Source organism: Hyphomicrobium sp. DY-1 (assembly GCF_047497105.1).
In the GTDB taxonomy this organism is placed as follows: domain Bacteria; phylum Pseudomonadota; class Alphaproteobacteria; order Rhizobiales; family Hyphomicrobiaceae; genus Hyphomicrobium_B.
This window is the reverse complement of sequence record NZ_CP134870.1, coordinates 3251449-3278246: the sequence shown is the minus strand read 5'-3', so window position 1 is coordinate 3278246 and position 26798 is coordinate 3251449. Positions and strand designations below refer to the sequence as shown.

General features: G+C 60.9%; 24 protein-coding genes and 1 riboswitch. Of the genes, 18 read left to right on the top strand and 6 right to left on the bottom strand.

Features of this window, described 5'->3' with window-relative positions; translation table 11 throughout:
• Positions 1–8: 8 nt before the first annotated feature.
• Both RLW41_RS15855 and RLW41_RS15850 read right to left on the bottom strand, forming a co-directional pair.
• Positions 9–419: an adhesin gene (locus tag RLW41_RS15855; RefSeq protein ID WP_414462085.1), complete on the bottom strand. Its 411-nt coding sequence runs from the start codon at positions 417–419 to the stop codon at positions 9–11.
• Positions 420–546: 127 nt separating this feature from the next.
• Complete coding sequence (locus RLW41_RS15850; RefSeq protein ID WP_409562589.1) at positions 547–1194, bottom strand: MarC family protein; 648 nt, start codon at positions 1192–1194, stop codon at positions 547–549.
• Positions 1195–1418: 224 nt separating this feature from the next.
• Between RLW41_RS15850 and RLW41_RS15845 the strand changes: the two genes are divergently transcribed.
• Positions 1419–1706, top strand: a complete 288-nt coding sequence (locus RLW41_RS15845) for an usg protein (protein WP_414462084.1) — start codon at positions 1419–1421, stop codon at positions 1704–1706.
• A gap of 307 nt (positions 1707–2013) precedes the next feature.
• On the top strand, positions 2014–2202 hold the full coding sequence (locus tag RLW41_RS15840) for a hypothetical protein (protein WP_414462083.1): 189 nt from the start codon (positions 2014–2016) through the stop codon (positions 2200–2202).
• A gap of 66 nt (positions 2203–2268) precedes the next feature.
• Here the strand turns inward: RLW41_RS15840 and RLW41_RS15835 are convergent, their stop codons facing one another.
• Positions 2269–3282, bottom strand: coding sequence for a sensor histidine kinase (locus RLW41_RS15835; RefSeq protein ID WP_414462082.1), 1014 nt, complete (start codon positions 3280–3282; stop codon positions 2269–2271).
• Between the two features lie 213 nt (positions 3283–3495).
• Between RLW41_RS15835 and RLW41_RS15830 the strand changes: the two genes are divergently transcribed.
• The 7 genes from RLW41_RS15830 (at position 3496) to RLW41_RS15800 (ending at position 10101) form a co-directional block, all read left to right on the top strand.
• Positions 3496–3876 (top strand): DUF930 domain-containing protein, encoded by a 381-nt coding sequence (locus RLW41_RS15830; RefSeq protein WP_013946719.1) that lies wholly within the window; start codon positions 3496–3498, stop codon positions 3874–3876.
• A gap of 280 nt (positions 3877–4156) precedes the next feature.
• Positions 4157–5329, top strand: a complete 1173-nt coding sequence (locus tag RLW41_RS15825) for an acyltransferase family protein (protein ID WP_414462081.1) — start codon at positions 4157–4159, stop codon at positions 5327–5329.
• 181 nt (positions 5330–5510) lie between these two features.
• A complete protein-coding gene (locus RLW41_RS15820; protein ID WP_414462080.1) occupies positions 5511–7133 on the top strand; it encodes an OmpA family protein in 1623 nt (540 codons plus the stop codon).
• A 410-nt stretch (positions 7134–7543) separates the two neighbouring features.
• Entirely contained in the window at positions 7544–7753 is a 210-nt protein-coding gene (locus RLW41_RS15815) for a cold-shock protein (protein ID WP_414462079.1), read from the top strand.
• A gap of 131 nt (positions 7754–7884) precedes the next feature.
• Complete coding sequence (locus RLW41_RS15810) at positions 7885–8067, top strand: hypothetical protein (protein ID WP_414464597.1); 183 nt, start codon at positions 7885–7887, stop codon at positions 8065–8067.
• Between the two features lie 142 nt (positions 8068–8209).
• A complete protein-coding gene (locus tag RLW41_RS15805) occupies positions 8210–9001 on the top strand; it encodes an alpha/beta fold hydrolase (protein WP_414462078.1) in 792 nt (263 codons plus the stop codon).
• Between the two features lie 623 nt (positions 9002–9624).
• Complete coding sequence (locus tag RLW41_RS15800; RefSeq protein WP_414462077.1) at positions 9625–10101, top strand: HXXEE domain-containing protein; 477 nt, start codon at positions 9625–9627, stop codon at positions 10099–10101.
• 103 nt (positions 10102–10204) lie between these two features.
• On the opposite strand, the gene RLW41_RS15795 is transcribed toward RLW41_RS15800, so the two are convergent.
• The 3 genes from RLW41_RS15795 to RLW41_RS15785 form a co-directional block, all read right to left on the bottom strand.
• Positions 10205–10822: a GNAT family N-acetyltransferase gene (locus tag RLW41_RS15795; RefSeq protein ID WP_414462076.1), complete on the bottom strand. Its 618-nt coding sequence runs from the start codon at positions 10820–10822 to the stop codon at positions 10205–10207.
• A gap of 129 nt (positions 10823–10951) precedes the next feature.
• Positions 10952–12277 carry a DUF1254 domain-containing protein gene (locus RLW41_RS15790; RefSeq protein ID WP_414462075.1) on the bottom strand — a complete coding sequence of 442 codons (1326 nt, stop codon included), beginning with the start codon at positions 12275–12277 and terminating at the stop codon, positions 10952–10954.
• Between the two features lie 608 nt (positions 12278–12885).
• On the bottom strand, positions 12886–13485 hold the full coding sequence (locus RLW41_RS15785; RefSeq protein ID WP_414462074.1) for a DUF1285 domain-containing protein: 600 nt from the start codon (positions 13483–13485) through the stop codon (positions 12886–12888).
• 189 nt (positions 13486–13674) lie between these two features.
• Here RLW41_RS15785 and RLW41_RS15780 point away from each other — a divergent pair, with 189 nt between their 5' ends.
• The 9 genes from RLW41_RS15780 (at position 13675) to RLW41_RS15740 (ending at position 26774) form a co-directional block, all read left to right on the top strand.
• Positions 13675–14673 (top strand): AAA family ATPase, encoded by a 999-nt coding sequence (locus RLW41_RS15780; RefSeq protein WP_013946707.1) that lies wholly within the window; start codon positions 13675–13677, stop codon positions 14671–14673.
• A 7-nt stretch (positions 14674–14680) separates the two neighbouring features.
• Positions 14681–15679: a DUF58 domain-containing protein gene (locus tag RLW41_RS15775; protein WP_414462073.1), complete on the top strand. Its 999-nt coding sequence runs from the start codon at positions 14681–14683 to the stop codon at positions 15677–15679.
• Positions 15676–18672 carry a DUF4159 domain-containing protein gene (locus RLW41_RS15770; RefSeq protein WP_414462072.1) on the top strand — a complete coding sequence of 999 codons (2997 nt, stop codon included), beginning with the start codon at positions 15676–15678 and terminating at the stop codon, positions 18670–18672. Before RLW41_RS15775 ends, RLW41_RS15770 begins: the two co-directional genes overlap by 4 nt.
• A 12-nt stretch (positions 18673–18684) precedes the next feature.
• The gene (locus RLW41_RS15765) at positions 18685–20826 is read left to right on the top strand and encodes a hypothetical protein (RefSeq protein ID WP_414462071.1); all 2142 of its coding nucleotides are present in this window, start codon (positions 18685–18687) and stop codon (positions 20824–20826) included.
• A 19-nt stretch (positions 20827–20845) separates the two neighbouring features.
• Positions 20846–21634 carry an NAD(P)-binding domain-containing protein gene (locus RLW41_RS15760; RefSeq protein ID WP_414462070.1) on the top strand — a complete coding sequence of 263 codons (789 nt, stop codon included), beginning with the start codon at positions 20846–20848 and terminating at the stop codon, positions 21632–21634.
• A 118-nt stretch (positions 21635–21752) separates the two neighbouring features.
• The gene (locus RLW41_RS15755) at positions 21753–23411 is read left to right on the top strand and encodes a DUF4332 domain-containing protein (RefSeq protein WP_414462069.1); all 1659 of its coding nucleotides are present in this window, start codon (positions 21753–21755) and stop codon (positions 23409–23411) included.
• Positions 23412–23506: 95 nt separating this feature from the next.
• Positions 23507–23616: riboswitch (TPP riboswitch) on the top strand.
• 100 nt (positions 23617–23716) lie between these two features.
• Positions 23717–25561 carry a phosphomethylpyrimidine synthase ThiC gene (thiC, locus tag RLW41_RS15750; RefSeq protein WP_414462068.1) on the top strand — a complete coding sequence of 615 codons (1845 nt, stop codon included), beginning with the start codon at positions 23717–23719 and terminating at the stop codon, positions 25559–25561.
• A gap of 86 nt (positions 25562–25647) precedes the next feature.
• Entirely contained in the window at positions 25648–26058 is a 411-nt protein-coding gene (locus RLW41_RS15745) for a hypothetical protein (protein WP_013946700.1), read from the top strand.
• 17 nt (positions 26059–26075) lie between these two features.
• Positions 26076–26774 (top strand): glutathione S-transferase C-terminal domain-containing protein, encoded by a 699-nt coding sequence (locus tag RLW41_RS15740; protein WP_414462067.1) that lies wholly within the window; start codon positions 26076–26078, stop codon positions 26772–26774.
• Positions 26775–26798 lie beyond the last annotated feature (24 nt).

Sequence of the window (26798 nt, the reverse complement as noted above, 5' to 3'; positions counted from 1 at the left end):
CATCCCAATCAACCGGCAGCGTCGACCGCCGCCACGAGCTGTCTGCGGAACGTCGGCGGCAGGTCATACGGAATAGCCTGCTTGAAAAGCGGCACATCGTTCGACGCCTTGACCGTCGGGTTCGGCGAAATCGTGCTCGCCGGATTTGCCCCGCCGTAGTTCGGGCTGAACGGCTGGCTCGGATCGTCCGGCAATTGCCGGATCGTTGCCGCAGGTGCGGCCTGCACCGGCAAACCATCGCTCTCCATCTGCACGGCCGGTCCCTGCGCAACGTAAGCCGTCGGCGTCGTGCTCGCGGAATAGCTGTTGCCTGTATTGGCGCATCCGCCCGCCGAAAGCGCTGCCGCTCCGGCTACAAAAGATGCAAACACCGCGCGCACGGACGGAGCCGCGGGACGGTGAAAGGAAAACGCGGACATCACATACGCCTTCGTCAACGCAACAAATGCTACGCAAGTTCAACAGTTGTCCGGGATTGAAACAGCCAGGCGTTAAAGGCGCCCTAACGGCCGGCAGCTTTTGAAGCCGCTTGGGTTGCCGAGGTCTCTAAGAAAGCTTGGCTGCGGCCGGGATCAGCCCCGACGCCAGGATGCCATTGAACAGCGCCTGCACCGCGATAGCCGCTAGCAGAATTCCGAACACGCGAATGAGCACTCGTTGCGCCGTGATACCGAGGACATGGTTGAGTTGATTGGCCATCATCAGCAGAACCAGCGTGATGATCATCACCACGGCAAGGGTGATGGCGACGACAGCCAACCCCAGCGGCTCGCCGTGGACGTTGGCGGCCAGCAGGATACCTGCGCTCATTGCGCCAGGTCCTGCGAGCAACGGCGTCGCCAGAGGAAAAACCGCAACGTCATCGCGCGATTGTGCTTCCGCACCTTCCGGAGCCGTAAGTTTTATCGATCCGCCCGGCCGCGCAAAAATCATGTCGAGCGCAATCAAGAGCAGGATCACGCCGCCCGCCGCCTGCAGCGCCGCCAGTGACACGCCGAGCTGGCTGAGGATCGGACCGCCCAGCAGCGTAAAGAACGCCAGAATCCCGGAGGCGATCAGCGTCGCCCGCACCGCAATCGCCTGACGCTCGGCGTAGGCCATCTTTGGCGTCAGCGTCGCAAACAACACCGCGGCTTCGATTGGTCCGACCGTAGCAAAGAACGTCGTGAAACTTTTGAGGGCTATCTCAAGCATACGGCGACGCTACCTTCCAATCGAAACAGCCATCGACACAGCCGTTGACGCACATCCAGTCAGCGGTCCGCTCAGCACTTCGGCAGAAATCGCCAGCACTCGAATAATGCGTTTGCTAACAATGTATTTTCGCACATCTTCGCAATGGACAAGGAACGAATCTCACTTGATCATCATCATTCTAGGGAGGGCGCCCAATCACCTAATTCAAAGGAGATTGCTACGTGACCGAACGGGAAATGTCTTGCGATAACGGTTTCCGGGCTCAACTTGCAGGGTTCAGCCTGACGACCGCTGAAATTCTCTACCGTCTTCCAGACCATCCTTCGCTGCTGCAAAGCTATATCTGGCAGGAATACGACGCCGCCCCGCGTTTTCCGAAACTCAAATCATTCCTCGATTTCTGGGTCGCCAAACTCGAAGGCAAACTTTATCGCGTGACCGTAGCCCATTCCGAATTGATACGGCCGCGCGAATTACGGCTCATCGGAGCGGAATTGAAGCTGCATTGAGTCTCGACGTTCGCGAGTGCGAAAGAAAACGATTTATATTTATGGCAGAGCGCTGAACGAAAGCGATCTGTCCTTTCTCCGACTGCCTCAATGAGCGCGTGTATCTTCGCCTCTGCCGGCAGAACGAAATCGACTTTACAAAAGGGTAAGTACCTCCTCCTTACCGCTTCGGTTTAGCTTCGCGCCGTCGCACGAAATATTTCATTGGGTGGGACGCAGCCGACATACACTTGGATCTGCGTTGGCGAGGCATCTCGCAAACGGTGCGCTCCAGGCTGTCTCGACGGGATCAATCGAGGAGAAAATCATGAAGTTTTTGCTGGCAGTCGCCGCGGTGGCGACACTCGCTCTCGGCTCTCAAATCGCAAATGCCGCTCCGAGCGTCGCTGCGCTCGACGGCGTTCACGGCTCAAGCCTCGTTCAGAAGACGGGCTACTATCATCGCCATCGCCATTGCGTATGGCGCCACGGCCACCGCCACTGCTGGTGGCGCTGAGCTTCGGTCGTCCCGAAACTCAGTTCTTGAGGCGGTGCGCAAGCGCTGCCTCTTTTTTTGGAATTTTCATTTCTCTGTTTTGACAGGAATGACGACGACCACGGCCATGCCCGGCGACATCGGCTCGAACGAAAGATCGCCATTGAGCTGAGCCGCGAGCATGCCCATCAGACGATTGCCGATGCCGCCGTTCGTGACGGTTTCGCTTCCCACGCCATTGTCCGCGATGGTGAGCCTGTACTGCAATCCGACGCGTTGAAAATGGACCGTAATATGTCCTTGGCGCTGTTCTGGAAACGCATGTTTGGAAGCGTTGGTAACAGACTCGTTGATGATCAGCCCAAGCGGCACAGCCTTTTCCAGACTGATCGAATGACTTTCGACCTCGCAGTCCAGTGCGATGGGCCGCATCGCGAGCCGCGAAAGGCGAAGATCTGCACAAAGCTCGCCGATATATGCCCTGGTATCTACGACGACCCGATCGTTATGAAGCTCCAGTCGGCGATGTACCCGCGCAATTGTCTGAACACGTTCAGCCGCCGATGCCAGCGCCTCGCGCGCCTCAGGGTTGGCGGACCGAGACTGAAGATTGAGCAACGTCACGACATTGGCAAAATCATTGCGCGTACGATGCGCAAGCTCGTTCAAAAGCAGATCGCGGTCCCGGACGGTGTCGCGCGCCTCCTCTTTTTCCGCCGCTAAAGCCGCAAGGCCGTTGTGCAGAGCCTCAACGACAAACGAAATCGCAAAACCGATAACGATAAAAAGGATCAACGCAGCTTGATCGCCGGTCTCAACAACGTCGAGTGAGTGGCGCGTTGGAAGAAGAAAGTATGCACAGGCTGCCGCGCTCAGCACGGTGGCAAGAAATCCGTTCCCGCGGTCGAACAGCGTGCCGCAAACGAATACGACGGGGATAAATATCAGAAAGGGATATCGATCGACCATTGTTCCTTCGAACGCGACCTGCACTGAAACCGTCAGCGCAACGAGAAGCACAGTGATCGTATAGCGTAGCGCCTTCGGCACAGAGCGGGCAGCAAGAGCAGCCCGGTGAATAGTAGCGACCCAAGTATCCATGCCGATCAATACGCTCCCGCCGCCAAAATCGTTCAAGTTGTCATATAGGACGTTCCAACGCCCCGTCTCGCAATGCAACCGAGAGCGCTTCACCTACGTTAACAAGCGTCAGCGGCAAGATTTCCTCTCTGTCGGCATAACTTTTTTGACGCCAGCCACGATGGGCGTTAAGTCGGGTCCGTCCGCCGCGTGACGCGCGACGAGGGAGGGGAAATGCATCTGTGGTTGCGACTATTGGCACTCATTGGTTTGATTACGCCGGCATCCGCGGCGTCCATGGATAAGACGCTGATGAAGCTCGAACCTGAAGAGCGTGCGCATCAGGCGTGCATTCTGCGCGGCATGGACACGCTCAAGCGCGCCAAAAAACTGAAAAAGATCGACCGGCTGAAAACGAGCATTCTTTCCCGAGCGACATTCGACGGCGCCACCGTAGTCGCCAAGGGCGCGGCCGTTCGGGCCGACGGCCACTGGTATCGGCTCAAGTTCACCTGCACGGTTGGCGAAAACCAGATGACAGCCACATCCTTCACCTACGATCTCGGGACCGAAATTCCGGAAGACCGCTACGAAGACCTGGGGCTCTGGAAATAATGGCAATCGCCGATCTATACGAGGCTATTGAGTAATCGTTTGCACATTTGGCAAATTCGCGAACGAGCTTCGTATCGCTGCCTTCACGAGAAATGCCATGTTCACGACGCTGCGATATGTTTAACGGACGCGGTCTGCGGATCGCTCTCCGAATGGAGTAGCACGCCGCAAGCTTTCGAAACGTATACACCGTAATTAGTCTTTTCGGCGGAATGTCGAGGGCCCGAATCTTGCGCTAACCTTCAAGGCGGCCGCAAAAGCCAAATTCCGGGGGCCTTTCATGCGCGCCCACATATATCCGCTTGATGCAGTCCGCTTTTTTGCAGCGCTCTGCGTCATGCTCTTTCATCTGAGCTTTTACGATTGGGCATCGACGAACTCCGTCGTCGGCCAAATGTTCGCAAACGCGACGTCCTTTACGCAGGCTGCGCCCTTTACATCGTTCGGCTGGGTCGGCGTCGAGATATTCTTCGTCATTTCCGGCTTTGTAATCGCCAATTCTGCCAACAATTCATCGCCCATTGCGTTCCTCAAAAGCCGGGTGCTCAGACTCTATCCGGCCGCATGGATTTGCATTTGCTTCACAGTTGCAGCGTGGCTTCTCGCGGGCGGCGTGTCGGGACGTCATCTTAGCGGAGAATTCTTGCGCTCCATCACGCTTTGGATTTTCGGACCATGGGTCGATGGCATCTACTGGTCGCTCGCTGTGGAATTGGTGTTTTACGCGATCATCTTTTTCCTTCTACTCAGCAGCCGGTTCGATTGTCTGACGCATGTGGCGTGGGCGTTGACGACGATCTCAGGGGCATTTCTGATCTCCGTCAGTTTTGTCCCGAGCGCCCACAAATCCCATCTTGGCTGGCAGATCGTGGCGTATTCGGACGTACTGCAGCTCCGATATGGATGTTTTTTCGCTTTCGGAATCTGGATGTGGCTTTTTTCGAGGCGCACGCTGGGAGCAGTCAACGTGTTCGGCATGGTTTCTGCGTTTGCGATCTGCATTCTCGAAATCGTAAGCCGCTCACACGATATGGCGAAATGGGAAGTGCACCCCGGTGTTCCTGTTTCCCAGGTCCTGCCAGCCGCTCTGTGGATCGGCACGATCATGTTTATGCTGGTGATCGTCCGAGACGACAAGCGCTTCACACCAGAGTCGCCCAGGCTGCAAAATGCCTTCAAAAACCTGGGGCTGATGACGTATCCGCTTTATCTCATTCATTCCGTCGTCGGGGCCTTCTTGATCCGAGTGATGGTGCGATCCGGAATAAATCCCTGGATTGCTTTGACGATCGCTGTTCTGTCGATGCTGTCGCTAGCTTACGAAGTTTCGCGCTATGGCGAGCCGCCTGTTCGCAGACTGTTGCGCGCAGCATGGGAGCGTGGCGAAGCCAGCCTGCGGAGCGTGCAATCGGTGGCGTTCCTTTTCAGATCCGGCGGCCGTATCGCGACGTAGAACCTCACGCACGTGAACCCGGAGCCGGGACAGACGATGCGCACGAGAATAAATTTTTGCCTGCGAATATCGGCGGCCGATTGCGCCGACTCGCTAACCAAAGGCTTTGAAACCCATCGCGATCTGTCGCGCGCTTTGATTTAAGATCGACAAATCGCCCCTCGATGGACGTAGCAGTACCGTGACACGGACAACGACCATAATTCTCATCCTGCTCTCGACGCTATTTGCATGCGCAGCGTCGGCTGAAGAATTGGCCTACACGTGCAATTATCAGCTTGGCTCCGAAGCGGAAGCGACCCGAAGAAAAATCGGATCCGCCATCATCGCCATCAACATTGCCGCCAAAACCGCCAGAGTCGATTTCGGCAAGGGCTGGTTCAAGACTATGACACTTCTGGTTGACGGCACGGATGTTAAGGAAACGTCTCCACCAGCAAGCGGCGACGAACTCGGCTTTTTCTATTTCGACTTGGCAGCCAACAGCGGCGGCTTTTCGGGTGGCGGTAAAAATCGCGAATTTTTCGACTCGTGCGTGCGCACCAAAATCTCTGACATTGTCGCCCAATCAAACCGAGCCGCGGGCGCGCCACGACAATCCGAGCCAATTCCAGGCCAGACGGCATCGCCATCTACTCAGAAGGCCGAGCCGAACATCGAACCAAAGCTCGCCGCTAAACCTGAGCCAAACGAGGCAGCACCGCCATCGCCGCTGTCAACGTCGCCAAACATGCCTTCTGCACCTGCGGCGACGGACGAAGCCAGAGTCGAAGAGAAAAGCGGCAAAAACCTTGCGGCAGGCACGCCCACTCCGCTGCCTGAACCCAATCTCGTCCCCGAGCCGGAGAAAAATGCGTCCGAGCCGCTCTCCGCCGCTCCCTCGCCAAGCCTAGCTGCTGCGCCTCCACCCTCGGCACAGCCGACGACCGGCGACGAACACGCCGCCTCCGGCTCGGCAAAGGCATCCGAGCCGCCGTCGGAACCACGTTCCATGGAATCGCCCCAAAGCGCACCAGAGCCAGCGCCCGCAACGCCGCCCGCAAGCGTGCCCGCCTCGCCTCCTCCGGCCGACGCCCAGACCGCGGCCGAGTATAGAGGTAACATCAGCGGCACTGCGAAAGCGCCGACCGCGCAACCGGAGCCGAGCGCTATTGTCGAATCCGAGAAAAACGCGACGGAACCGACGCCCGCCACACCGCCGCCAAGTGCCTCGATAGCAACTGCTGACGCCGCGCAAACTCCTGCAGCAAGTACCGGCACAGAAGAAAAGCCGTTGCTACACGCCCAGCCGTCGCCGAGCGCGTCCACCGAACCTGCTGTAGCGATACCGACCCCAGCATCAAACCCTGGAGCAGAGGAAAAACCATCGCCACCCACCGCTCCGCCGCCATCCACCGAGTCGACGGTCGCCGCCGTGCCTGCCGTCGAACCCTGCCGGGAAACGCTCGATAGCGAAACCCATGCGGCAGCGATCACGTTCGCGAATGCCAGCGCGATCCTCTCGAACGATAGCGTGGCCGAACTCAGAAAAATTGCCGAGATCGCCCGCAGTTGCACGAACGTGGCAATAGAGGTTGGCGGTCACACCGACACTTTCGGCACCCGCCTCGGCAATCGTGAGTTGTCGCAGCGTCGAGCCGATGCCGTCGTTGGCGTCCTCGTTAGCGAGGGCGTCCCAGCCGAGAAATTGCGCGCCATCGGGTATGGGCAGGATCAACCGATCGCATCCAACGCCACGGCCGCCGGTCGCCGTCTGAACCGCCGCGTCGAATTCCACATCACGCCCTTCAAGACATCGGGCTGAGCGTTCATCTTCTTAGCCACTGCGTCTAACGTAGCGCACGAACCTCTATTCGCTGCGGGGCTCCAATAGCGTAAATATGCGGCGCGGCCGTTCGCAGCATCGGGCCCGCGAGACGCGGATTGTCCATCACTTCGACCACCTAACCGTTAAAGGTTGCGATCGTCGCGCCAAGACAACTCCCCGGATGATGGGCATTGCGACGTCCGATTGAAAACACGTTTTCGCGCGCTGTACCGATTGCGCTTGCATAGAAGCAGCAATTTTTCTATTGTTTCTCCGTTCGAGCTTCGCTGAAAATGACTTGGCCTCGCCCGCGAAGTGCGCGCCTGACCGACGACCTTCCCAACAAATCTCGACTGTCAGTCCCGGCATTGTCGGGAATAATCGCGCATAAACTAAGGATTTTACCTATGCAGACTGGTACCGTGAAATGGTTCAATGGCCAAAAAGGCTACGGCTTCATCCAGCCGGATGATGGCGGCAGTGACGTTTTCGTGCACATCAGCGCCGTCGAGCGTGCGGGCATGAACGGCCTTAACGAAGGCCAGAAGGTTTCGTTCGATGTCGTAGCTGACCGCCGCAGCGGCAAGTCGTCGGCCGACAACCTGCGCGCCGCCTGATCTCCATAAAGATCGGGACTTGGCCAGCCCCTGCTGGCCACGAACACGAACCGGATCAACGAAACCCGCGTCTGCTCGGCCAGCCGCGGGTTTTTGTTTGCCCGTCAAAATTAAGGAACGATTTCATGGCTATGCCCCGGAAAGACCTGTCGAGTGCAGCAACCGTTAAGCTGCGAAAGGCTCAGGAAGCATCGCAAGCGATGAAAGAACACGAAGCGGAACGCCAAGCCGTTCGCGCCAAGACTGAACGACTTCGCGCCGAGCGGCTCGCCCGGGAAGCAGCCAATCCGCCCGCGACGAAAAAGAAACGCTAACGACGTTCTTCAAAAACGCCATAACATCACGACAAAACGCCCCGAATTGTACTTGCTCTCAGCGCTGCTGATGGCGATGCTGCGCCGGCACATCACGTCGATGGCTTATTTCCTGCAGGATCAGCCGTAGGGAAAATACTGGATGCCATTCCTCGACAAGGACGGCATTGCCCTGCATTACGAGAGCATCGCGGGCGCGGCTCGTCCCATCGTCTTCATCCACGGCTGGTGTTGCGATCACACGTTCTTCGCACCGCAAGCCGCCTATTTCGCTGCACTCGGACACCGCATAATCGCACCCGACCTGCGCGGCCACGGCCAAAGCGCCAAGCCCGAGCAATCGTATCCGATCGCTGCCTTTGCCGACGACATCGTATGGATGTGTCGCGAGCTGAACGTGAAACGCCCGATTCTCGTCGGGCACAGCATGGGCGGGATCATCGCGTTCGACATCGCGACGCGCTATCCCGATCTTCCGGCAGCCATTGCGATGCTCGATGCAGCCATCGTGTTGCCGGATGCCGCGCGCGCAGCGGTCCCTGCGTTTCTGGAAAGCTTGGAGGCCCCAGACCCCGCGAAGGCACTGCGCGACTTCGTTGGAACGGTGTTTTTCATCCCGACCGACGATCCGGATCGGAAACGCCGTATCCTGGACGTCATGGCGAAGGCCCCGCAGCACGTCATGGTGTCGGCCTACCGAGGCCTTGCGGACTATAATGCGGAAACAACGCCGAGCCGCGTCGCCGTCCCCTCGCTCTATATCGTCGCCGACGAGCCCTCGGCACGAACCGACATGGCGCGCCTCCAAATGCTCATTCCCGATTTACATATCGGCCGGACGGTCGGATCAGGCCATTTCTGCCAGCTCGAAGTGCCCGATCAAGTCAACGCCATGCTTTCGCGCTTCATCGCGACAGCGGTGCTCCCCGACTGAGCTGATCAACGCAACAGCCAACGCAATCGGCGGCCGGCTCCGCGTAGCGGAGTCGCCAATGGCATACCAAAGCCCCATCGGCGGCCGGCTGAAACTGGCATGCGCCGACGGCCGGCTCTGCGGAGCAGAGTCGGAGGCGCCAACAACCAAGGGCCAGGGCGGCGGGGCCTCGCTCTCATATCTTGTTGTACTTCGGATGCAGCCTTCGCCGCCCCGGGACAGTGCCAAGTCTTGTTCATGCACCCAGCGGCGGCCGAACCGGCATTCCGGGGCACTCGCAACCTGAAAGGAAGCGAGCTTCCTTTCGAGCCGTGAACCCACCATCCTCCCGTGCATCTCGAGTTGGAGCGGGAGTTGAACCGCGATACCACGCCATGGTGGTCCGCTCGCGGCCGGCAGGGATCCCCAGGCGCGCCGATATCGCTGGCGGCCCGGCACGCTCCCATCCGCACGCAAAACCCCATGCTCGAGTTTCGCGCCCTTGCAAGTCGCGGCGGGATGAGAGGGAGTATGCGGGAGCGCGAGAGAGCGGGGATAAGTTTGATCGCAAATTATTTCCGCGCAGCGTAAAGACGATTGCCCGGACGTCGCGTATCGTGCCGCAAACCAAGGGAGCGCCCGCCATGGACCTCACGCACTGGATCTGGCTCGCGACTGGCGCCTACGGCGTCCACGCTTTCGAGGAATTCGAGCTCGACTGGCGCAACTGGGCGCGCGCCGTCATCAAGCTGCCGGTCGAATGGCACGACTTCTACGTCGTCAATTTCCTTGTGATCGTGCTCGGCATCGTCGCGGCGGAACTCGCGACCGCGATGCCGGGCGTGGCGCTCGCGTTCCCGGCGCTGATGCTGATCAACGCCATCTTCTTCCACATCGCGCCCTACGTCGTGACGAGAGGACGCTTCTCGCCGGGACTGATCACCGCCGTGCTGCTGTTTCTGCCGATCGGAACGATCTGCTACGTCGTCGCGAACGACGCCGGCGTGCTCGACACCACCAACCTCATCGGATCGTTCGTGCTCGCAGCACTCCTGATGGCAATGCCGATCGTGCTCCTGCATATCAAGTCGATGGCTTATTTCCGGCAGGACCGACCGTGAGCTGAGCGACAGCCGGTTAGTTGCGTGCGCGCCCTTGCAAGTCGCGGCGGGACGAGAGGGAGTATGCGGGAGCGTGAGAGAGCGGGGATAAGTTTTTTACCCGTCACCGCTCCAACAAAGGAATTTGCGGCGCGGCCGTTCGCGGCAGCAGGCCAGCGAGGCGCGGATCGTTCTCCACCTCGACCATAAAGGCATAGGGCCGAAAGCCGGACCGCCGATAGAACGCCAATGCGTCCGGATGATCGAAGCTGCAGGTGTGCAGCCACAGCCTGCGAATGGGATGCGCCCACGCCGTGTCGATTGCGAAATCCATCATGAACCGGCCCGCGCCTTTGCCGATCGCATCTTTGACAACGCCGAACCACGTAATCTCGCACTCTTGATCTTCACGAAAATCCAATTCGAGCAGACCGATGCGCGCGTCGCCGTCGTGCAGGACAAAAACTTCGATGCCCGGATCGCTGAGGACGGCCGCCAACGCCTCATCAGTCAGCCGGAGGCGCGACCACCACAACCAATCTTCACCGACGGCGCGGAACAACGCGCGATAAGCATCGAGATCGGGGGATCTCCACCGCGATATCGCAAGCGACGACGAACCATTCGTGGCGCGCGAGGGCGTCGGCCGCTCGCACATCTCGACGAATGTCACGGCATTGACCAGCTTCCCCGCCGGTATCGGCGAATAGCCGTCTGGAAGTAGTGGGTTAGGAGTTTCCATCGCGTGAGGGTATGGCGGAACGCGACGGCGCAGGCAACGCGTCCAGCGGTCTCGGCAGACGGCGGGTCCAAAGCGCCCGCGAGTCGAGCGCGCGGCGTCTTGGCGACAACCGCGCGCGTCTTGCGATCACTACTCGTTCTTATCCTTTTCGCCCGTGCTCGCACCCAATGTTCCGCTGTCAGGCGCAGCTGGACCGGTATTGACGACAGCGGGAGGCGTCCAGCTGCCGTACATCGGCGGCAGGATCGACGGCGGCGTTTCCTTCGGCCAATACATTCGCATCATGAGCAGGAACTCGCCCTTCGGCGACGGCAGCCAATTCGCTACCTTGTCGCTCCCCGGCGACGCATGCTGGAAGTACAGCGTCAACGAACCGTCATCATTGAACTTCGGATTGTCACGCATACTGACCGTGAACTTGTTGAGCGGGTTCGGGTAGAACCAATAACCGCCGTCGTCGTAGTACATCGTGATTGACCAGAAGCCATCGACCGGCGGAGTTTGTCCCTTGGGGAAGGTCACCGTATAGGCGTTGGCGCCATTCAAAGGCTGGCCGTCACCGTCCATTTTCGCGACCGGATAGATGGCATCTTTGGATAGATTGGCCGGCCAACCGACAGCGGCGATCAAGGCGCGTTGGGCGTAATTGGTCCCATATGACCCGGCAGACGCTGGGATAAGCCAGCCGTTCTCTATTTTACCGCCCGTCTTCTGCAGGGCCATGATTTGGTCGTAGCTGATCTTCGGTACATCCGTCAGCGCTGCCTGCACGGCCGGATCGAGCTTTGAAATGTCGAATGGTTGACCTGGCACGAGACCGATTTTCGCCATCTCAGCGACGATGGCCTTATCCTCGGGCAGCGGCGGCGCTGCGCCTCCCATCAGCGTTGCCATCATGTTGAAGTAGGTCGAGACGTCCATTGCATTGATGACGTCCTGAGGCTTGTCCGTCATGCTGAAGCCCGGGTTGGAATCCACTTTTCCCGGAGGCGGCGTGTACGGCTTTCCGAATGAACTCAGAGGAACCAGCGAGTACTGCTCCTGCAAAGCGTTGACTGCTTTGTAATCCTCCTCGGTTCCATCAGCGTAAGTGCGCCCGAGGATCACCAGATAGCGCGTCGGCGATTTTATCTCAGTCATGTTCGCCGGCACGGTGCCGCTCCAGCCCGGGCCGGTGATCAGATAATTTGCAGCCTTCCCGCCGGCCGTCCGCGCGCCGGGCGACTCAATCACCGGCATCCACAGACTGTACATGGGGAAGAGATAGTATCGCTTGCCCATGTCGGGGTGCGAAAAGACCATCGGCTCGGCGCCGACGTCGGCCCAAGCAAGTGAATAGAGAGTATCAGCATTGGGAGCTGAAACGCCGCGATAGTCGCCGGGCGGGTAACGTTTTACGTTCGTAAAGTGCCCCATCGGAGCGCGAAGCTCTTTTGCTTCGGCAACGTTGGTCATTTGTACACGCGTGACTTCAGTGGTGATCAGCGAATATCCGTAAATATATGCGTCTGTCGCGATCGCGCGAGCCTGTGCCGGGGTAAGAGGTTCAGCCGCGCGTGCTGAAGTTCCACCGAAGAGCAAACAAAAAGCAGCCACGGCGGCCAAGCAATTTGCGAAGCGGTATGCGACTCTCTCGTATTTTGACATTGAATTTTCCTATCTGAAAAACCGGCGTTATTCCGCCAAGCGAAGCGGAATTTCGGCGTGGAGTATGCTTCGCCGATGACCGCGTCGCGGTGATCGGCATATGGGGAAATCTCAGTCGTCGAATTTGGAAAGTGTCGGCAGATCGCCTAGCCGCCCGAGCAGGCAGCGGGATCAATATCGATAGTTATGTGATTGGGTGGAGATCGCGGATCAAAATGCAGCACGGGCCGAGGAACGCCTCGGCCGAAATGACAACCCATCCCAACCTCCCGTCGGATAGGGTAGCGCCGCACCCATCTCAACTTTAGCATATGATTTTCGCAAGATCAGCCGACGGATGAAAAAAAATTGCTTTGGTAAAATCGATGCGAAGGTAGGGCTGCCTTGGGTCATAACAGGACATTCATCAACACGAATTACCCCATCCCCCACCACACGCCCCCACTCCAAACCCCGACCGCATCGCCGTCATCACGCGCAACCGCCAGTTCAACCAACTCCGCATAAACCGCGCGCGTGCACAGCGCTTCCAATCTCCCGCGCACGAGCACGTAGGGCTTCAGCCCGCCGTCGGGTCCGCTCGGCGCGAACCGAAGCGGATGCTCCGCATCGACCGTCACGACGTCATCGAGATTGGTGCGGAACGTCAGCCGCTGCGCTTGCCCCTCGCCCTCGACCGCCATCTCGACGGCAAGGAACGGCGCGTCCTCGACGTGAACGTCGACCTTCTCCGCAGGCGTCACGAGATACGTTCGTCCGTCGTCGTCCTTTCTCAGGATCGAGGCGAACAGCTTGACGAGCGCGATCCGTCCGATCGGGCTCCCCTGATAGTGCCACGTCCCGTCGCGGCGGATCGCCATGCCGATGTCGCCACAGTACGGGGGATTCCACTTTTCCACCGGTCTTATGCTCGACGCGCCACCTTCTGACGCCGCCCGCAAAAGCGCATCCAATCCGCCCGGTCGTGCGTCAGAATTTCCATTCCCGGACGCAACTTGCAGTTTTTCATTCGGCATTTCTGCCCGCGCCCTCAAGGTGCCTTCAGATGCACCTCATCCTAACGTAACATTCACTTGACCCTATGAGGGCTGGGCAGGATCGTCTAGGCTGATGCTTAAGGCCGAGTACGCAGCCGCTCGGCCATTGTTTTGTAAGGCGAATTCGCCACCAAGAATGACAAGAAGCAGCTGCGCGAGGCCCCCTTTATGAGCACTGTCGTCGAAACGCATACCGATATCGTGCCCCGGCTCGAAGCCGCCGCCGAGCGCGTACAGCGCGCCCACAAAGCGGCAGCCAGCGTCATCTTCGGTCAGGATCAGGTGATCGAACGGACGCTCATCACGATTTTGTCCGGCGGGCACGGCCTTCTGATCGGTGTTCCGGGTCTCGCCAAGACGCTGCTCGTCGAAACGCTCGGCCGCGTGCTGGGCCTCGACGCCAAGCGCATTCAGTTCACGCCGGATTTGATGCCGTCCGACATCATCGGCTCCGAAGTCCTCGAAGATGAGCCGGGCCGCGGCCGCGCTTTCCGCTTCATCAAAGGTCCGATCTTCACGCAGCTTCTGATGGCGGACGAAATCAACCGCGCTTCGCCGAAGACGCAGTCGGCGCTGCTGCAGGCGATGCAGGAGCATCACGTCACGGTCGCCGGTCAGCGCCACGATACGCCCGCGCCGTTCCATGTGCTCGCCACGCAAAACCCGCTGGAGCAGGAAGGCACCTATCCGCTGCCCGAAGCCCAGCTCGACCGCTTCCTGCTGCAGATCGACGTGACCTATCCCGATCTCGTCGCCGAGCGGCGCATGCTCTACGCTACGACCGGCACGGAAACGCCGAAGCTTGAAACCGTCATCTCGGCACAGGAACTGATGGCGACGCAGCGCCTCGTCCGCCAGATCCCAGTGCCCGATAAAGTTGTCGAGGCCATTCTGAAACTCGTGCGCTCGGCACGTCCGGGCACCGGCGCGAACGCCGACACGGATAAGTTCGTCGCCTGGGGCCCCGGCCCGCGCGCCAGCCAGGCGCTGATGCTCGCCGTCCGCGCCAAGGCGCTGATCGACGGCCGCCTCGCCCCGTCCGTCGATGACGTCATCGCGCTCGCGGAACCGATCCTGAAGCACCGCATGGCGCTGACATTCGCCGCCCGCGCCGAAGGCGAAGATCTGAACCATATCATCGCGCGTCTCGCGGCGGCTGTGGAGTAGGTGCGGGATGGCGAGCCCAATAGGGCGGACAGGAACGTCAGGCGAAGGCAACAGCTCCGAAAGGCGGCGCGTCCTCACGCTTGAGCGCGAAGCCGTTACGCTTGTCGACCGGATGCCGGAACTGCTGATGGAAGCGGCGCGCATCGCCTCGACCGTCGCGCAGGGCATTCACGGACGGCGCCGCGCCGGACCCGGCGAAACGTTCTGGCAGTTCCGCCAATATCAGTCGGGCGAGAATGCGAGCCTCGTCGATTGGCGCCGCTCGGCAAGCTCCGATCATCTCTTCGTTCGCGAACGCGAGTGGGAAGCCGCGCACACGCTCTATCTCTGGCCCGACATTTCGCCGTCGATGGACTTCAAGAGCCATCTCGCGCCAGTCACCAAGCGCGACCGCGCGCTGGTGCTGACACTCGCCGCCGCCGAGATGCTTGTTCGCGGTGGTGAGCGCGTTGCATTGCTCGCGCAGATGCTACCGACAGCCAGCCGCAACGCCGCGACGCGTATTGCCGAAACGATTGCCGCCAACGCCAATTCCGAAACGATCCAGAAAAGCTTGCCGCCCAACGCCGGCCTCAACCGCTTTTCCGGCCTGATCCTGTTCAGCGATTTTCTCGCACCCGTTCACGCCATTCGCGAACGCCTCGAAGGCTACGCGGGCAACGGCGTCGGCGGTCATCTCGTGCAAGTCATCGACCCGGCGGAAGAGACGTTGCCTTATCACGGCCGCACCGAATTCCTGACGCCGTCCGGCAGTCAGCGTTGGGTTGCCGACCGCGTTGAATCGCTCCGTCCGAAATATCAGGAACGCTTCGCAGCCCATCGCGCCGAGGTCGCCGAGATGGCGAAACGCTTCGGCTGGTCGCTGCTGACCCACCACACCGACCGCCCGGCCTCCGAGCCGCTGCTGTCGCTCTTGATGCGTCTCAACGGTTCAGCCCAGGGCTATCGTTGGATGTCGTCCAGCTCTGATGCCGTCAGTTCCGACGATAAGGAGCGCGCCCGATGAGCTTCGGCCCGCTCGCTTTTCTCAATCCCTGGCTGCTTGCGGCGCTCGTCACGCTGCCACTGATCTATTGGCTGCTGCGCGCGGTGCCGCCGCGCCCGACGCAGATCGAATTTCCCCCGACCCGCATTCTCGTCGGCATCGAGAACGACGAAAAGACCGCAGAGAAGACGCCGTGGTGGCTGACGCTCCTGCGCCTCATCGCGGCGACGCTCGTCATTCTCGCGCTCGCCGACCCGATGCTCAATCCCTCGAAGGAAAAAGGCCTGACCGGCACCGGCCCTGTTGTCATTTTCGTCGATAACGGCTGGGCGGCAGCATCGCGCTGGCCTGAGCGCGCCAACATCATGCAACGCCTCATCAGCGAAGCGGAAAGCGGCGGCCGCCCTGTCATGCTGGTGCCGACCGCCGCCGCCACGAAGCTGCCCGCGATCAAGATCGAGCCGCCCGGCGAAGCGCGCAGCACGGCAGCGGCAATCGAACCGCAACCATTCGAACCTGATCGCGAAGCCGCCGTCGCCGCCCTGCAAACGGCGCTGTCTGACGCCGCCGTGAAAAATTCCTCGATCGTCTGGATCGAAGACGGCATCGATCACAGAGGCAAAGTCAGCGACGTCGCAACGAAACTGCAGAATCTAGCTGGTGGCGGTACGCTTTCCGTCATCGATGAAACCAAAGGTCGCGAAGCCTTGGGCCTCGTCGCCGACCTCGCCGAGCGCGGCAAGCTCGAAGCAACGGTGCTCTCGACCGGTGGCCCGGCGCGCGAAGGTGTGGTCAACGCCTTTTCGGCTCGCGGCGAACGTCTCGGTGAAGCGCCCTTCAAACTCGGTCCCGGCGCAACATCCGCGAAAGCTAAATTCGAAATGCCGCTCGAACTGCGCAACCAAGTCGCTCGCATCGAAATCGCAGGCGAACGCTCAGCGGGCGCCGTCAGCCTGATCGACGCCATGACGCAATGGCACCGCGTGGGTCTTCTCTCAGGCGAAAGCCGCGAGGAAGCTCAGCCGCTGCTCGCGCCACTCTACTACATCGAGAAGGCGCTGAAGCCTTACGCCGACGTCGTCGCTGCCAAAAACGCCAACCTCGTGGAAGGCCTCGACGCCGTCCTGAAGCAGAACATCTCCGTTCTGGTTCTCGCCGACATCGGCACCATCAGCGGCGAAGCCGAAGAAAAGGTCGACGAGTTCGTCAAACATGGCGGCCTGCTGGTGCGCTTCGCGGGACCGCGCCTCGAAAAGGCCGGCGACGATCTGCTGCCCGTCGTACTGCGCAGCGGTGGCCGCTCGCTCGGTGGCGCGCTCTCGTGGTCGTCACCTCAGGCACTTGCACCGTTCGACGAGACCAGTCCGTTCGCCGGTCTGACCGTGCCGAAGGATGTCACCGTTACGCGCCAGGTACTGGCCGACCCGGCCGAGCTGACGCCCGACGTCGAGATCTGGGCGCGGCTGCAGGATGGTACGCCCCTTGTCACCTCCGCAAAACGCGGCAACGGCCGCCTCGTCCTCTTCCATGTCACTGCCAACTCGGACTGGTCGAACCTGCCGATGTCCGGCCTCTTCGTCGAAATGCTCCGCCGCCTCTCGACCATGGGAACGGTCGGCGCTGCAGCATCGGCGGAACCGCAGTCGGATACGGCCGCAGCCGATACCGCAACGAAAGCCAATACCGTGTCGGCAAGCGTTCTTGCACCTCTGAAGACGCTGAGCGGCGTCGGAACGCTCATCTCACCACCGCCGACTGCCGAACCTCTGAAGGCTGCCGAGATCGGCGCGATCCGGCCGAACTTCGAGCATCCGCCGGGCTACTACGGCCAGGCCGCGGCGCCCCGCGCCGTCAACGTGTTGACCGTGAAGAGCACGCTTGCGCCGTTCCCGGAACTGCCCGCGAGCATCGAGAGGTTGACGTATGACAACGCTGCCAGCACCTCGCTGAAGCCTGCGCTGTTAGCATTGGCGCTCGGCCTGCTGTTCCTCGACATCATCGCCGTCATGATCCTCCAGTCAGGCGGCGTCGCCGGTCTCTTTTCACGCCGGCCCGGCTCGCGGCGCCGCGCCGCGACGGCTTCCACGATCGTGCTCGGTCTCCTTGCCTTGGGCGCAGGCGTCATCGCCGTCGGCACCGATGCCAAGGCGCAGGAATTTCCGTCCGAGTTTCGCGATGCCATTCCGCAGTTCGATGGCTTCAACCCGGTAAGCCCGTCGCAGCAGCAAGGCCCGGTGATCGTGCGCCCGCCCGCATCGCCCGCCGATAATGCCGCCATCGACGCGACGAGCAAGGTCACGCTCGCCTACGTGTTGAGCGGCGATCGAGAAACCGACGACACAAGCCGCGCCGGCTTGAAAGGCCTCGGCCGCGTGCTGCAGACCCGCACAGCTGTCGAACCCGGCGAGCCTGCCGCCGTTGACATTACGAAAGACGAGATCGCGTTCTACCCGGTGCTCTATTGGCCGGTGCTGAAGACGGCAAAGGCGTTGCCCGACGCAATCATCGCCAAGATCGACGCATATATGAAAGAAGGTGGCCTCATCATCTTCGATACCCGCGACTATGGCGACGGCGGCGCTGACATGCTGCCGATGACACGCCAGGGTGGCACCGCCATCCAGCGGCTGTTGAGCAAGCTCGACGTGCCGCCGCTCGAGCCCGTTCCCGAAAATCACGTCGTGACGAAATCGTTCTATCTGCTGCGCTCCTTCCCCGGCCGTTGGGACGGCGGCCAGCTTTGGGTCGAAGCGACACCGAAAGACGAAAACGAATCCCACAAGGCTCGCGTTTCAGACGGCGTGACCTCGATCATGATCACGTCGAACGATCTTGCTGCTGCCTGGGCGCTCGATGACCGCGGCCGCCCGCTTTATCCGGTCGTGCCCGGCGGCGAGATGCAGCGCGAGATGGCGTTCCGCGGCGGCATCAACATCGTCATGCACGCGTTGACCGGCAACTACAAAGCCGATCAGGTCCACGTTCCCGCGCTGCTTGAGCGGCTCGGTCAGTAGAGGCATTAGGTTTTGAACTGGTCGATTACCTTCGCGCCCCTGATTCCGATGCCGATCCTGATCGGCCTGTCGGTACTGGCAACCGCGCTGATCCTCATTCTTCTTTTCCGCCGTTCACGTGGCGCTTTTCTGCGCGCTGGTGCGCTGGCGGCGTTGATCGCAGCGCTGTTCAATCCGATCCTGAAGGAAGAGCAGCGCGAAAGCCTCGCTAACGTCGCGATCGTCGTCCTCGACGAAAGCCCGAGCCAGAAGCTCGCCGACCGCACCAAGCAGATGGATGAGATCCGCGCCAATCTTGAAGCCAAGTTCGCCAAGATCCCGAACCTCGACATCAAATGGGTGACGGGCGGCGTGCCGTCCGATTCAGCGCCGCCGGGAACGAACCTTTTCACGGACCTGAATGCCGCGCTGAACGACACTGCGCCGGACCGCATCGCGGGCGTCATCTTCGTGACCGACGGCGAAGTTCACGACGTGCCGAAGTCCGCCGCATCGCTCGGCTTTGACGCCCCCGTTCACACGCTGCTGACCGGCAAGCGCGATGAATTCGACCGCCGCATCGAGGTGATCGAAGCTCCGCGTTACGGTCTCGTTGGCCAGTCACGCGAAATCGAAGTTGCCGTCCGCCAGACCGGTACCGCCCCATCCGCGAACTCTGGCGCTGCGACGCTGAAAGTTCGCCGCGAAGGCCAACCCGACGAAACGATCCGCACCGAGGTCAACCGCAACGTCAAGATCGACATGCCGATCCCGCATACCGGGACGAACATCGTCGAAGTCGAATTGCAGCCTGTCGACGGCGAGTTGACGACGGCAAACAATCGCGCCGTCGTTGCGGCCGAAGGCGTGCGCGAAAACCTGCGCGTGCTGCTCGTCTCGGGCGAGCCGCACCCAGGCGAACGCACATGGCGCAACCTGCTGAAATCCGACGCCGCCGTCGATCTCGTTCACTTCACGATTTTGCGTCCGCCCGAGAAGCAGGACGGCACGCCGATCAATCAGCTCTCGCTCATCGCATTCCCGACGCGTGAACTCTTCTCGGAGAAGATCAACGAGTTCGACCTGATCATCTTCGATCGGTACGAGCACCGCGGAATTCTGCAGCTTCTCTACTACGACAACATTGCCCGCTACGTGAACGAGCACGGCGGCGCGCTGCTGGTTGCCGCGGGCGACGATTATGCAGGCCCCTACAGCATCTATAATACGCCGCTCGCGCCGGTGCTTCCTGCGGCACCGACTGGCCGCGTCCTCGAAATGCCTTTCAAAGCGAAGGTGACGGCCGAAGGCCAGAAGCACCCTGTCACGCGCAACCTTCCTGGCTGGAACGGCGCGCAGGTCGCCGACAATTCTCCGCAACCCTCGTGGGGCAAGTGGTTCCGTCAGGCCGAAGTGACGCCGCTGCGCGGTCGCGTGCTGATGAATGGCGCCGAAGACAAGCCTCTTCTGATCCTCGACCGCAAAGGCAAAGGCCGCGTTGCGCTGCTAACGTCCGACCACTCCTGGCTCTGGGCGCGCGGCTACGACGGCGGCGGCCCGCACACCGACCTGCTTCGCCGCTTGTCGCACTGGCTGATGAAAGAGCCGGACCTTGAAGAAGAGCGCGTCATCGCGTCCGCTAAAGGTCTAAAGCTCACGATCGAGCGCCGCTCGATGGAAGACAAAATTCCGCCTGTGAAGGTGCTGGGTCCCGGCGGCGACACGTCTACGGTCACGCTTCAGCCTGTGCCCGTCGAGCCTGGTGTCTGGCGCTCGGCCATCGATGTCAAAATGCCGGGCCTCTACAAAGTCGAAACCGATGGCCCCAACGGCCAGCTGACCGCCGTCGCCAATGCCGGCGTCGAAGACCCTCGCGAAATGAGCGAAGTCACTGCGACAGACCAGAAAATGAAGCCCATCGCCGACGCGACCGGCGGCGGTATCTTCTGGACGAAGCCGTCAGGCCTCCTCGCGACTGCAACCGATATCGACGTGCCGCGTATCTCTATGATGTCAGCGGCCAAGGTGATGGCGGGCTCAGACTGGCTCGGTCTGAAAGATCGGCAAGCGTTTCTGACTCGCGGCGTCAAGCTGACGCCGATGTTTACGGGATTTGCGGCGCTTTCGCTGCTACTCGCTCTCATCGCCTTGGCGTGGTGGCGTGAGGGACGATAATGAGAGGGCACACAACCCCATGGGCAGCGCTTCGAATACCCGGCCAATCGGCGTCATAGGCAACGACGAATTTGGAACGGCAATTGCCGAACGCCTCGCCGCCTGCCGCATTCCAACACTTTACGCAGCTCTGCCGGGTGCCTCACCCGCCATTTACGGCGAGCATCTGGAGCCAGTCTCGCCGACCTCGAACGGCATGGCGGACTGTCCAGTCATCCTCATCGCCATCGAGGACACCGAAGCGTTCCGCGGCCTGCTGATAGGCCGCGACGCGTCCGATCTCGATTTTGCTCCGCTGTCGGGCGCTGTCATCGTCGATCTCGGTGCGCGGACGCCGCGTGAACTCGATGCGCTGCTCGAACTCCTTGAGCCGGGAGGCATTTCGCTGACGGACGCGGCGTTGATCGGCGGCGGCGCCGCTGCTGCCGAAGGCCGAGCCAAAGTTCTTCTCGGCGGGGCCGAGATTGCGACCGAGATGGCAGCGAGCATCGTCTCGCTGTTCGGCACCGTCGAGCGTACTGGCCCGCTCGGGAGTGCGCACGCTGCCGCAGCCCTCATGGGCTACATCGAGGCCGCCCATGCCGTCGCCCGCGAGGAAGCCATGGCCCTTGGCGCCGCCTGCGGCCTGACGCCGGACATGATCGCCCGCGTCCTGTCCGAACGCGCGCCCCCGCACGGAATGAACATCGTGCAGATCGCCCGCCGCGCCGATCTCGCCCGCCGCATCGCCCGCGACCGCAACGCGGGAGCCGACATCATCGATCTCGCGGCTGAAAAACAGGCGCGCTCCAAGCGCGAAAACCGTTGATGACCTGCGGCGTCCCTACCGCACGGATCGAGCGACAGCCCCGACTCGCGTAAGCATCTTGCACTTTCGTCGCGAGACTTCACCGCGAGCCCGTTCACCGCGAGCACTGGGGCCTCAAATGTCGCCGCTCTTTCGAATTGTGTATGCTACGCATGCCAACGGCACTCATCACAAGCTGGCGCTCGATGCGCTGGAAGCGATGACGCGCCCGGACAGCGCCGATTGGACCCGCTTGTTCCTGAAATATATTGAGCGCTATCTCGAAGGCTCGAAAGCCCCCGACATTACCTTCAAGGATTTCAAGAATCACGTCCTGCACGTATCCGAGAACTACTGGGGCGGCGCGCCGGAGAAGACGCAGGAGTGGTACAATCGCACCGTCTTCGAACTCAAAGCCGGTAATTGGCCGGAAGCCGTCTATGCCGCGGGCGTACTGAGCCACTACTTCACCGATCCGGTGATGCCGTTCCACACCGGCCAGACGGAAGCCGAGAATGCCATCCACCGCGCCACGGAATGGAGCATCAATCGCTCCTACAATACGCTGCGCGCACTCGGCGAAAAGCGCTTCGGGCGCTTGAGCATCGCCGTTCCTTCCGGCCAGAAATGGCTGCCTAAATTCGTCTGCGATGGCGCCGAGTTCTCGCACCGCTACTACGAGAAGCTCATCGCCCATTACGATATTCACAAAGGCGCTTCTCGTCCCGAGGAAGGCCTCGACGACATTGCCAAAACCGTCGTCGCGGAACTGCTGATCTATGCCTCCACGAGCTTCGGCAAGGTGCTCGACAGAGCCATCGCCGAATCCGGCATGTCCGCGCCTGAAGTGACGCTGACGGCGGAAACTTTCCTCGCTATGACGCAGATTCCGCGGAAGTTCATCGAAAAGCGGCTCTCGAACGAAGAAGACCGCAAGCTCGTCGCTGCCATCTACGACGAATTGAAAACCACCGGCCGCGTCGACAAATCTCTGTCCGAAGACGATCGCACGATCCGCGACCTTCACAATGCTGAAGTTCTGGCGCCGAAGCTTGCCGAGCGCAAAGCCGCCCGCGCCGCCCGCATCAACGGCCCCGACGACACGCCACTGGAGCTTGCCGTCGCGAAGTCGGCCGCGACCAAAATGGACATTTCCGAAACGCCGCCGACGATCCCGCTGTCGAAAACACCGCCGCCTATGCCCCGCGCCGCGCCGAGCATTGCCGCGCGCATGGAGCCGCTCTGGACGCCCTCGCAACAACGTGCGGCGACGGTACCGCCAGCAGCGACGCACATGGCCGCTCCAACACCTGCCGCGACAGTGGCGCCGATTTCACCCTCGCGGCCGTCATCCGATCGTCCGTCGGAAACACGCGTGTATCTGCGCGAAGGCGACGACCTCGAAGCGGCACCCTCCATCGGACCGAAAATCGCCGATCGCTTCGCGGCGATCGATATTCACACGGTCGCAGATTTCCTGAAGCAGGATCCCGAGCAGCTCGCGGAAAAACTCGACGACCCGCATTTCGATGCCGAAACACTTCTCGAATGGCAGGATCAGGCACAACTCGTCATGGCCGTACCGGGCCTCCGCGGCACGCATGCACAGTTGCTTGTCGGGGCGGGCTACAAGACGGCCGAAGCCGTCGCCGAAGCCGATCCGCTCGCACTGTCCGCTAGCGTACTGAAATTCGCGACCACATCGGCCGGCAAGCGTGTCCTGCGCGAAGGCCGCCCACCCGACATCGAAAAAATCAAAAGCTGGGTCGAGTTCGCCAAGCAGGCAGCAGCGGCCTAGCGCCATTCGGCTACGCCGAAAGATGTCATCCCTGGGCTTGTCCGAGGATCATCGGGCCACACTTGCCAAGCGCACCCCATCCGCGCAAGAATGTGCCCGTTTCCGAGGGGCGCCGGTTGTCCGGCTGAGATCGCGTAAGAAAGCGCGAGCACCCTTCGAACCTGATCCGGGTTATGCCGGCGAAGGGACGGGGCATTCCGCGGCAGAGCCGCATTCCGCGCCTTTCCGGTCAACGCAATTCTGCGCGTGCGCGTGCAGCCAGGGAGCACTCCCTTACCAATGGAGTGGCCGAGAGGAGCAACGTCATGAACAAGCCAACCCGCACCGCCGACATCCAGACGCCGAAAGTCACTGTCGGCCCGATCAGCGCTTCGACGAAAGTCTATTCCTCGCCCGAAGGCCATTACGACGTCCGCGTACCATTCCGCGAGATCGCGCTTACGGATGTGAACGAGCCGTCGTTCCGCGTTTATGACTCGTCCGGCCCCTACACCGATCCGACCGTAACGATCGACGTGGCGACCGGTCTCCCGCGAATCCGCGACGCTTGGGTTGCCGAGCGCGGCGGCACGGAAGCCTATGACGGCCGCACGATCAAACCGGAAGACAACGGCAACGTGACGGGCGCCCACGCTGCGCGCGTGTTTCCGACCGTTTATCAACCGCGCTGTGCCACGTCTTCCGCTCCCCTCACCCAATTCGAATACGCGCGCGCAGGCATCATCACCAAAGAGATGATCTACGTCACCCATCGCGAAAACCTCGGTCGTGCGGCGGCGCTCGCGCGCGCCAAGGAAGCGCTCGCCGACGGCGAAAGTTTCGGCGCCGACATCCCCGAGCACATCACGCCGGAGTTTGTGCGTTCCGAAATCGCCCGCGGCCGCGCCATCATTCCGGCGAACATCAACCACGGCGAGCTTGAGCCGATGATCATCGGCCGGAACTTCCTCGTGAAGATCAACGCCAACATCGGCAATTCCGCCGTGACGTCGTCGGTCGAAGAGGAAGTCGAAAAGATGGTGTGGGCGATCCGCTGGGGCGCGGACACCGTCATGGATCTCTCGACGGGCCGCAACATCCACACCACGCGCGAATGGATCATCCGCAATTCGCCCGTGCCCATCGGCACCGTGCCGATCTATCAGGCGCTCGAAAAGTGCGGCGGCGATCCTGTGAAGCTCACGTGGGAACTCTATCGCGACACGCTGATCGAGCAGTGCGAGCAAGGCGTCGATTACTTCACGATCCACGCCGGCGTGCGCCTGCCGTTCGTGCCGCTAACCGCCAATCGCGTCACGGGCATCGTTTCACGCGGCGGCTCGATCATGGCGAAGTGGTGCCTTGCTCACCACAAGGAAAGCTTCCTTTACGAACGCTTCGACGAGATTTGCGATCTGATGCGCAAGTATGACGTGTCGTTCTCGCTGGGCGACGGCTTGCGTCCCGGTTCCATCGCCGACGCCAACGATCGCGCGCAATTCGCTGAGCTTGAAACGCTCGGTGAATTGACCAAGATCGCGTGGGACAAGGGCTGCCAAGTCATGATCGAAGGCCCAGGTCACGTGCCGATGCACAAGATCAAAGCCAACATGGACAAGCAGCTCAAAGCCTGCGGCGAAGCCCCATTCTATACGCTCGGACCGCTAACGACCGATATCGCGCCCGGCTACGATCACATCACGTCCGGCATTGGCGCCGCGATGATCGGCTGGTTCGGAACCTCGATGCTCTGCTACGTCACGCCGAAGGAGCACCTGGGCCTGCCGAACCGCGACGACGTGAAGGTCGGCGTCATCACCTACAAAATCGCAGCCCACGCCGCCGATCTCGGGAAAGGCCACCCCGCCGCACAGCTTCGCGACGATGCGCTTTCACGCGCCCGTTTCGAGTTCCGCTGGCAGGATCAGTTCAATCTGTCGCTCGATCCCGACACAGCGATGTCGTTCCACGACGAGACGCTACCGAAGGACGCCCACAAGGTCGCGCACTTCTGTTCGATGTGCGGCCCGAAATTCTGCTCGATGAAAATCACACAGGACGTCCGCGACTACGCGGCGACCTTGAACGACCAACAGGTCGGCATGGTCGAAATGAGCGCGAAATTTAGGGAGCTGGGGAACCAGCTCTATATCGACGCCGAAAAGCCATAGGCAGCACACGCCCATTTGCTAGGATCGCGGTTGGCGGAAGCGGTGACACCAGAACCGCCCGCCCAACGCCAACCGCGGGGGAAGCTATGGGGTTCAGGGTCTATCAGCTCGGCGAATTGTTCGGGATCATTCTGCTGCTCGGATCGACAGCGATGCAGATGTTCTATCTCGATCCATTGAAGCGCGAGATCGAATGGCGTCTCGCCGCGTTCAGCACCCAGCAATCGGCCCAGGTCCAGATCAAAGCCATTTACGACAATCGCATCGAGGTGCTGCAAGCTCTCAATGCGCCCGCGGAAAAAATCACAGGGGCACGGACCGCGCGCGACGAGACCCTGAACCGCTTCAAGACATCGGACGCCGATATCTCCGACTTCATGATCGCGAAGGAAGGTGTCGAGGATAATCTCCAATACATCGTGCTGGCGTTGTTTGCCGTCGGCACACTGCTTGCTGGGTTTGGCCGTGCCATGGAAATGCGTGCGCATAGGTCTTAGACTTAAGGGTTCGTGCGATGCTCACGCTCTACTCTTACCCGACGCTGTTCGGCGTCGCCGACAACAACGGCTACGGCCTGAAAGTCTGTGCCTTCCTGAAACTGGCAGGCGTACCGTTCGTGCACGAACACATCTTCGACGCCTCGTCCGCGCCGCGCGGTCAGCTTCCCTACATCGTCGACAACGGCGAAACGATCGGCGACAGCGGCGCCATCATTGCGCACGTCACGCGCAAGTACGGCGTGACGATGGATGACGCGCTGACACCCGCCCAGCGCGACACCGATCTCCTCGTCACGCGCCTGCTCGACGATCTTTATTGGGTCATGTCCTATTCACGCTGGAAGGACGAGCGCTATTGGAAGCAATTCCGCGATGCGTTGCTGCGCGAACATCCGCAACTGACGGAAGAGGGCCTCGCCGCTGCGAAAGAATTCAACGCCAAGCGCTATTACTATCAAGGGATCGGACGCTACGAGCCGGATCAGGCCATGGCGCGCGGCCTCGCAGACTTGCGGGTTCTGGCCAACCTCATCCCGGCCGAGGGCTTTGTTCACGGCCCCAAACCATCAACGATAGACGCCGGCATCTATGGCTTTATCGCCAACATCTATTTCTATGACATCGACACACCGCTGAAGAAATTCGTCGTCGCGCATGACAACATGGTGCACCACTGCCGCGCCATCCACGACGCCGTCAGCGGCTCTACGTGAACGGCGTTGTTGGGGGAGAAACTT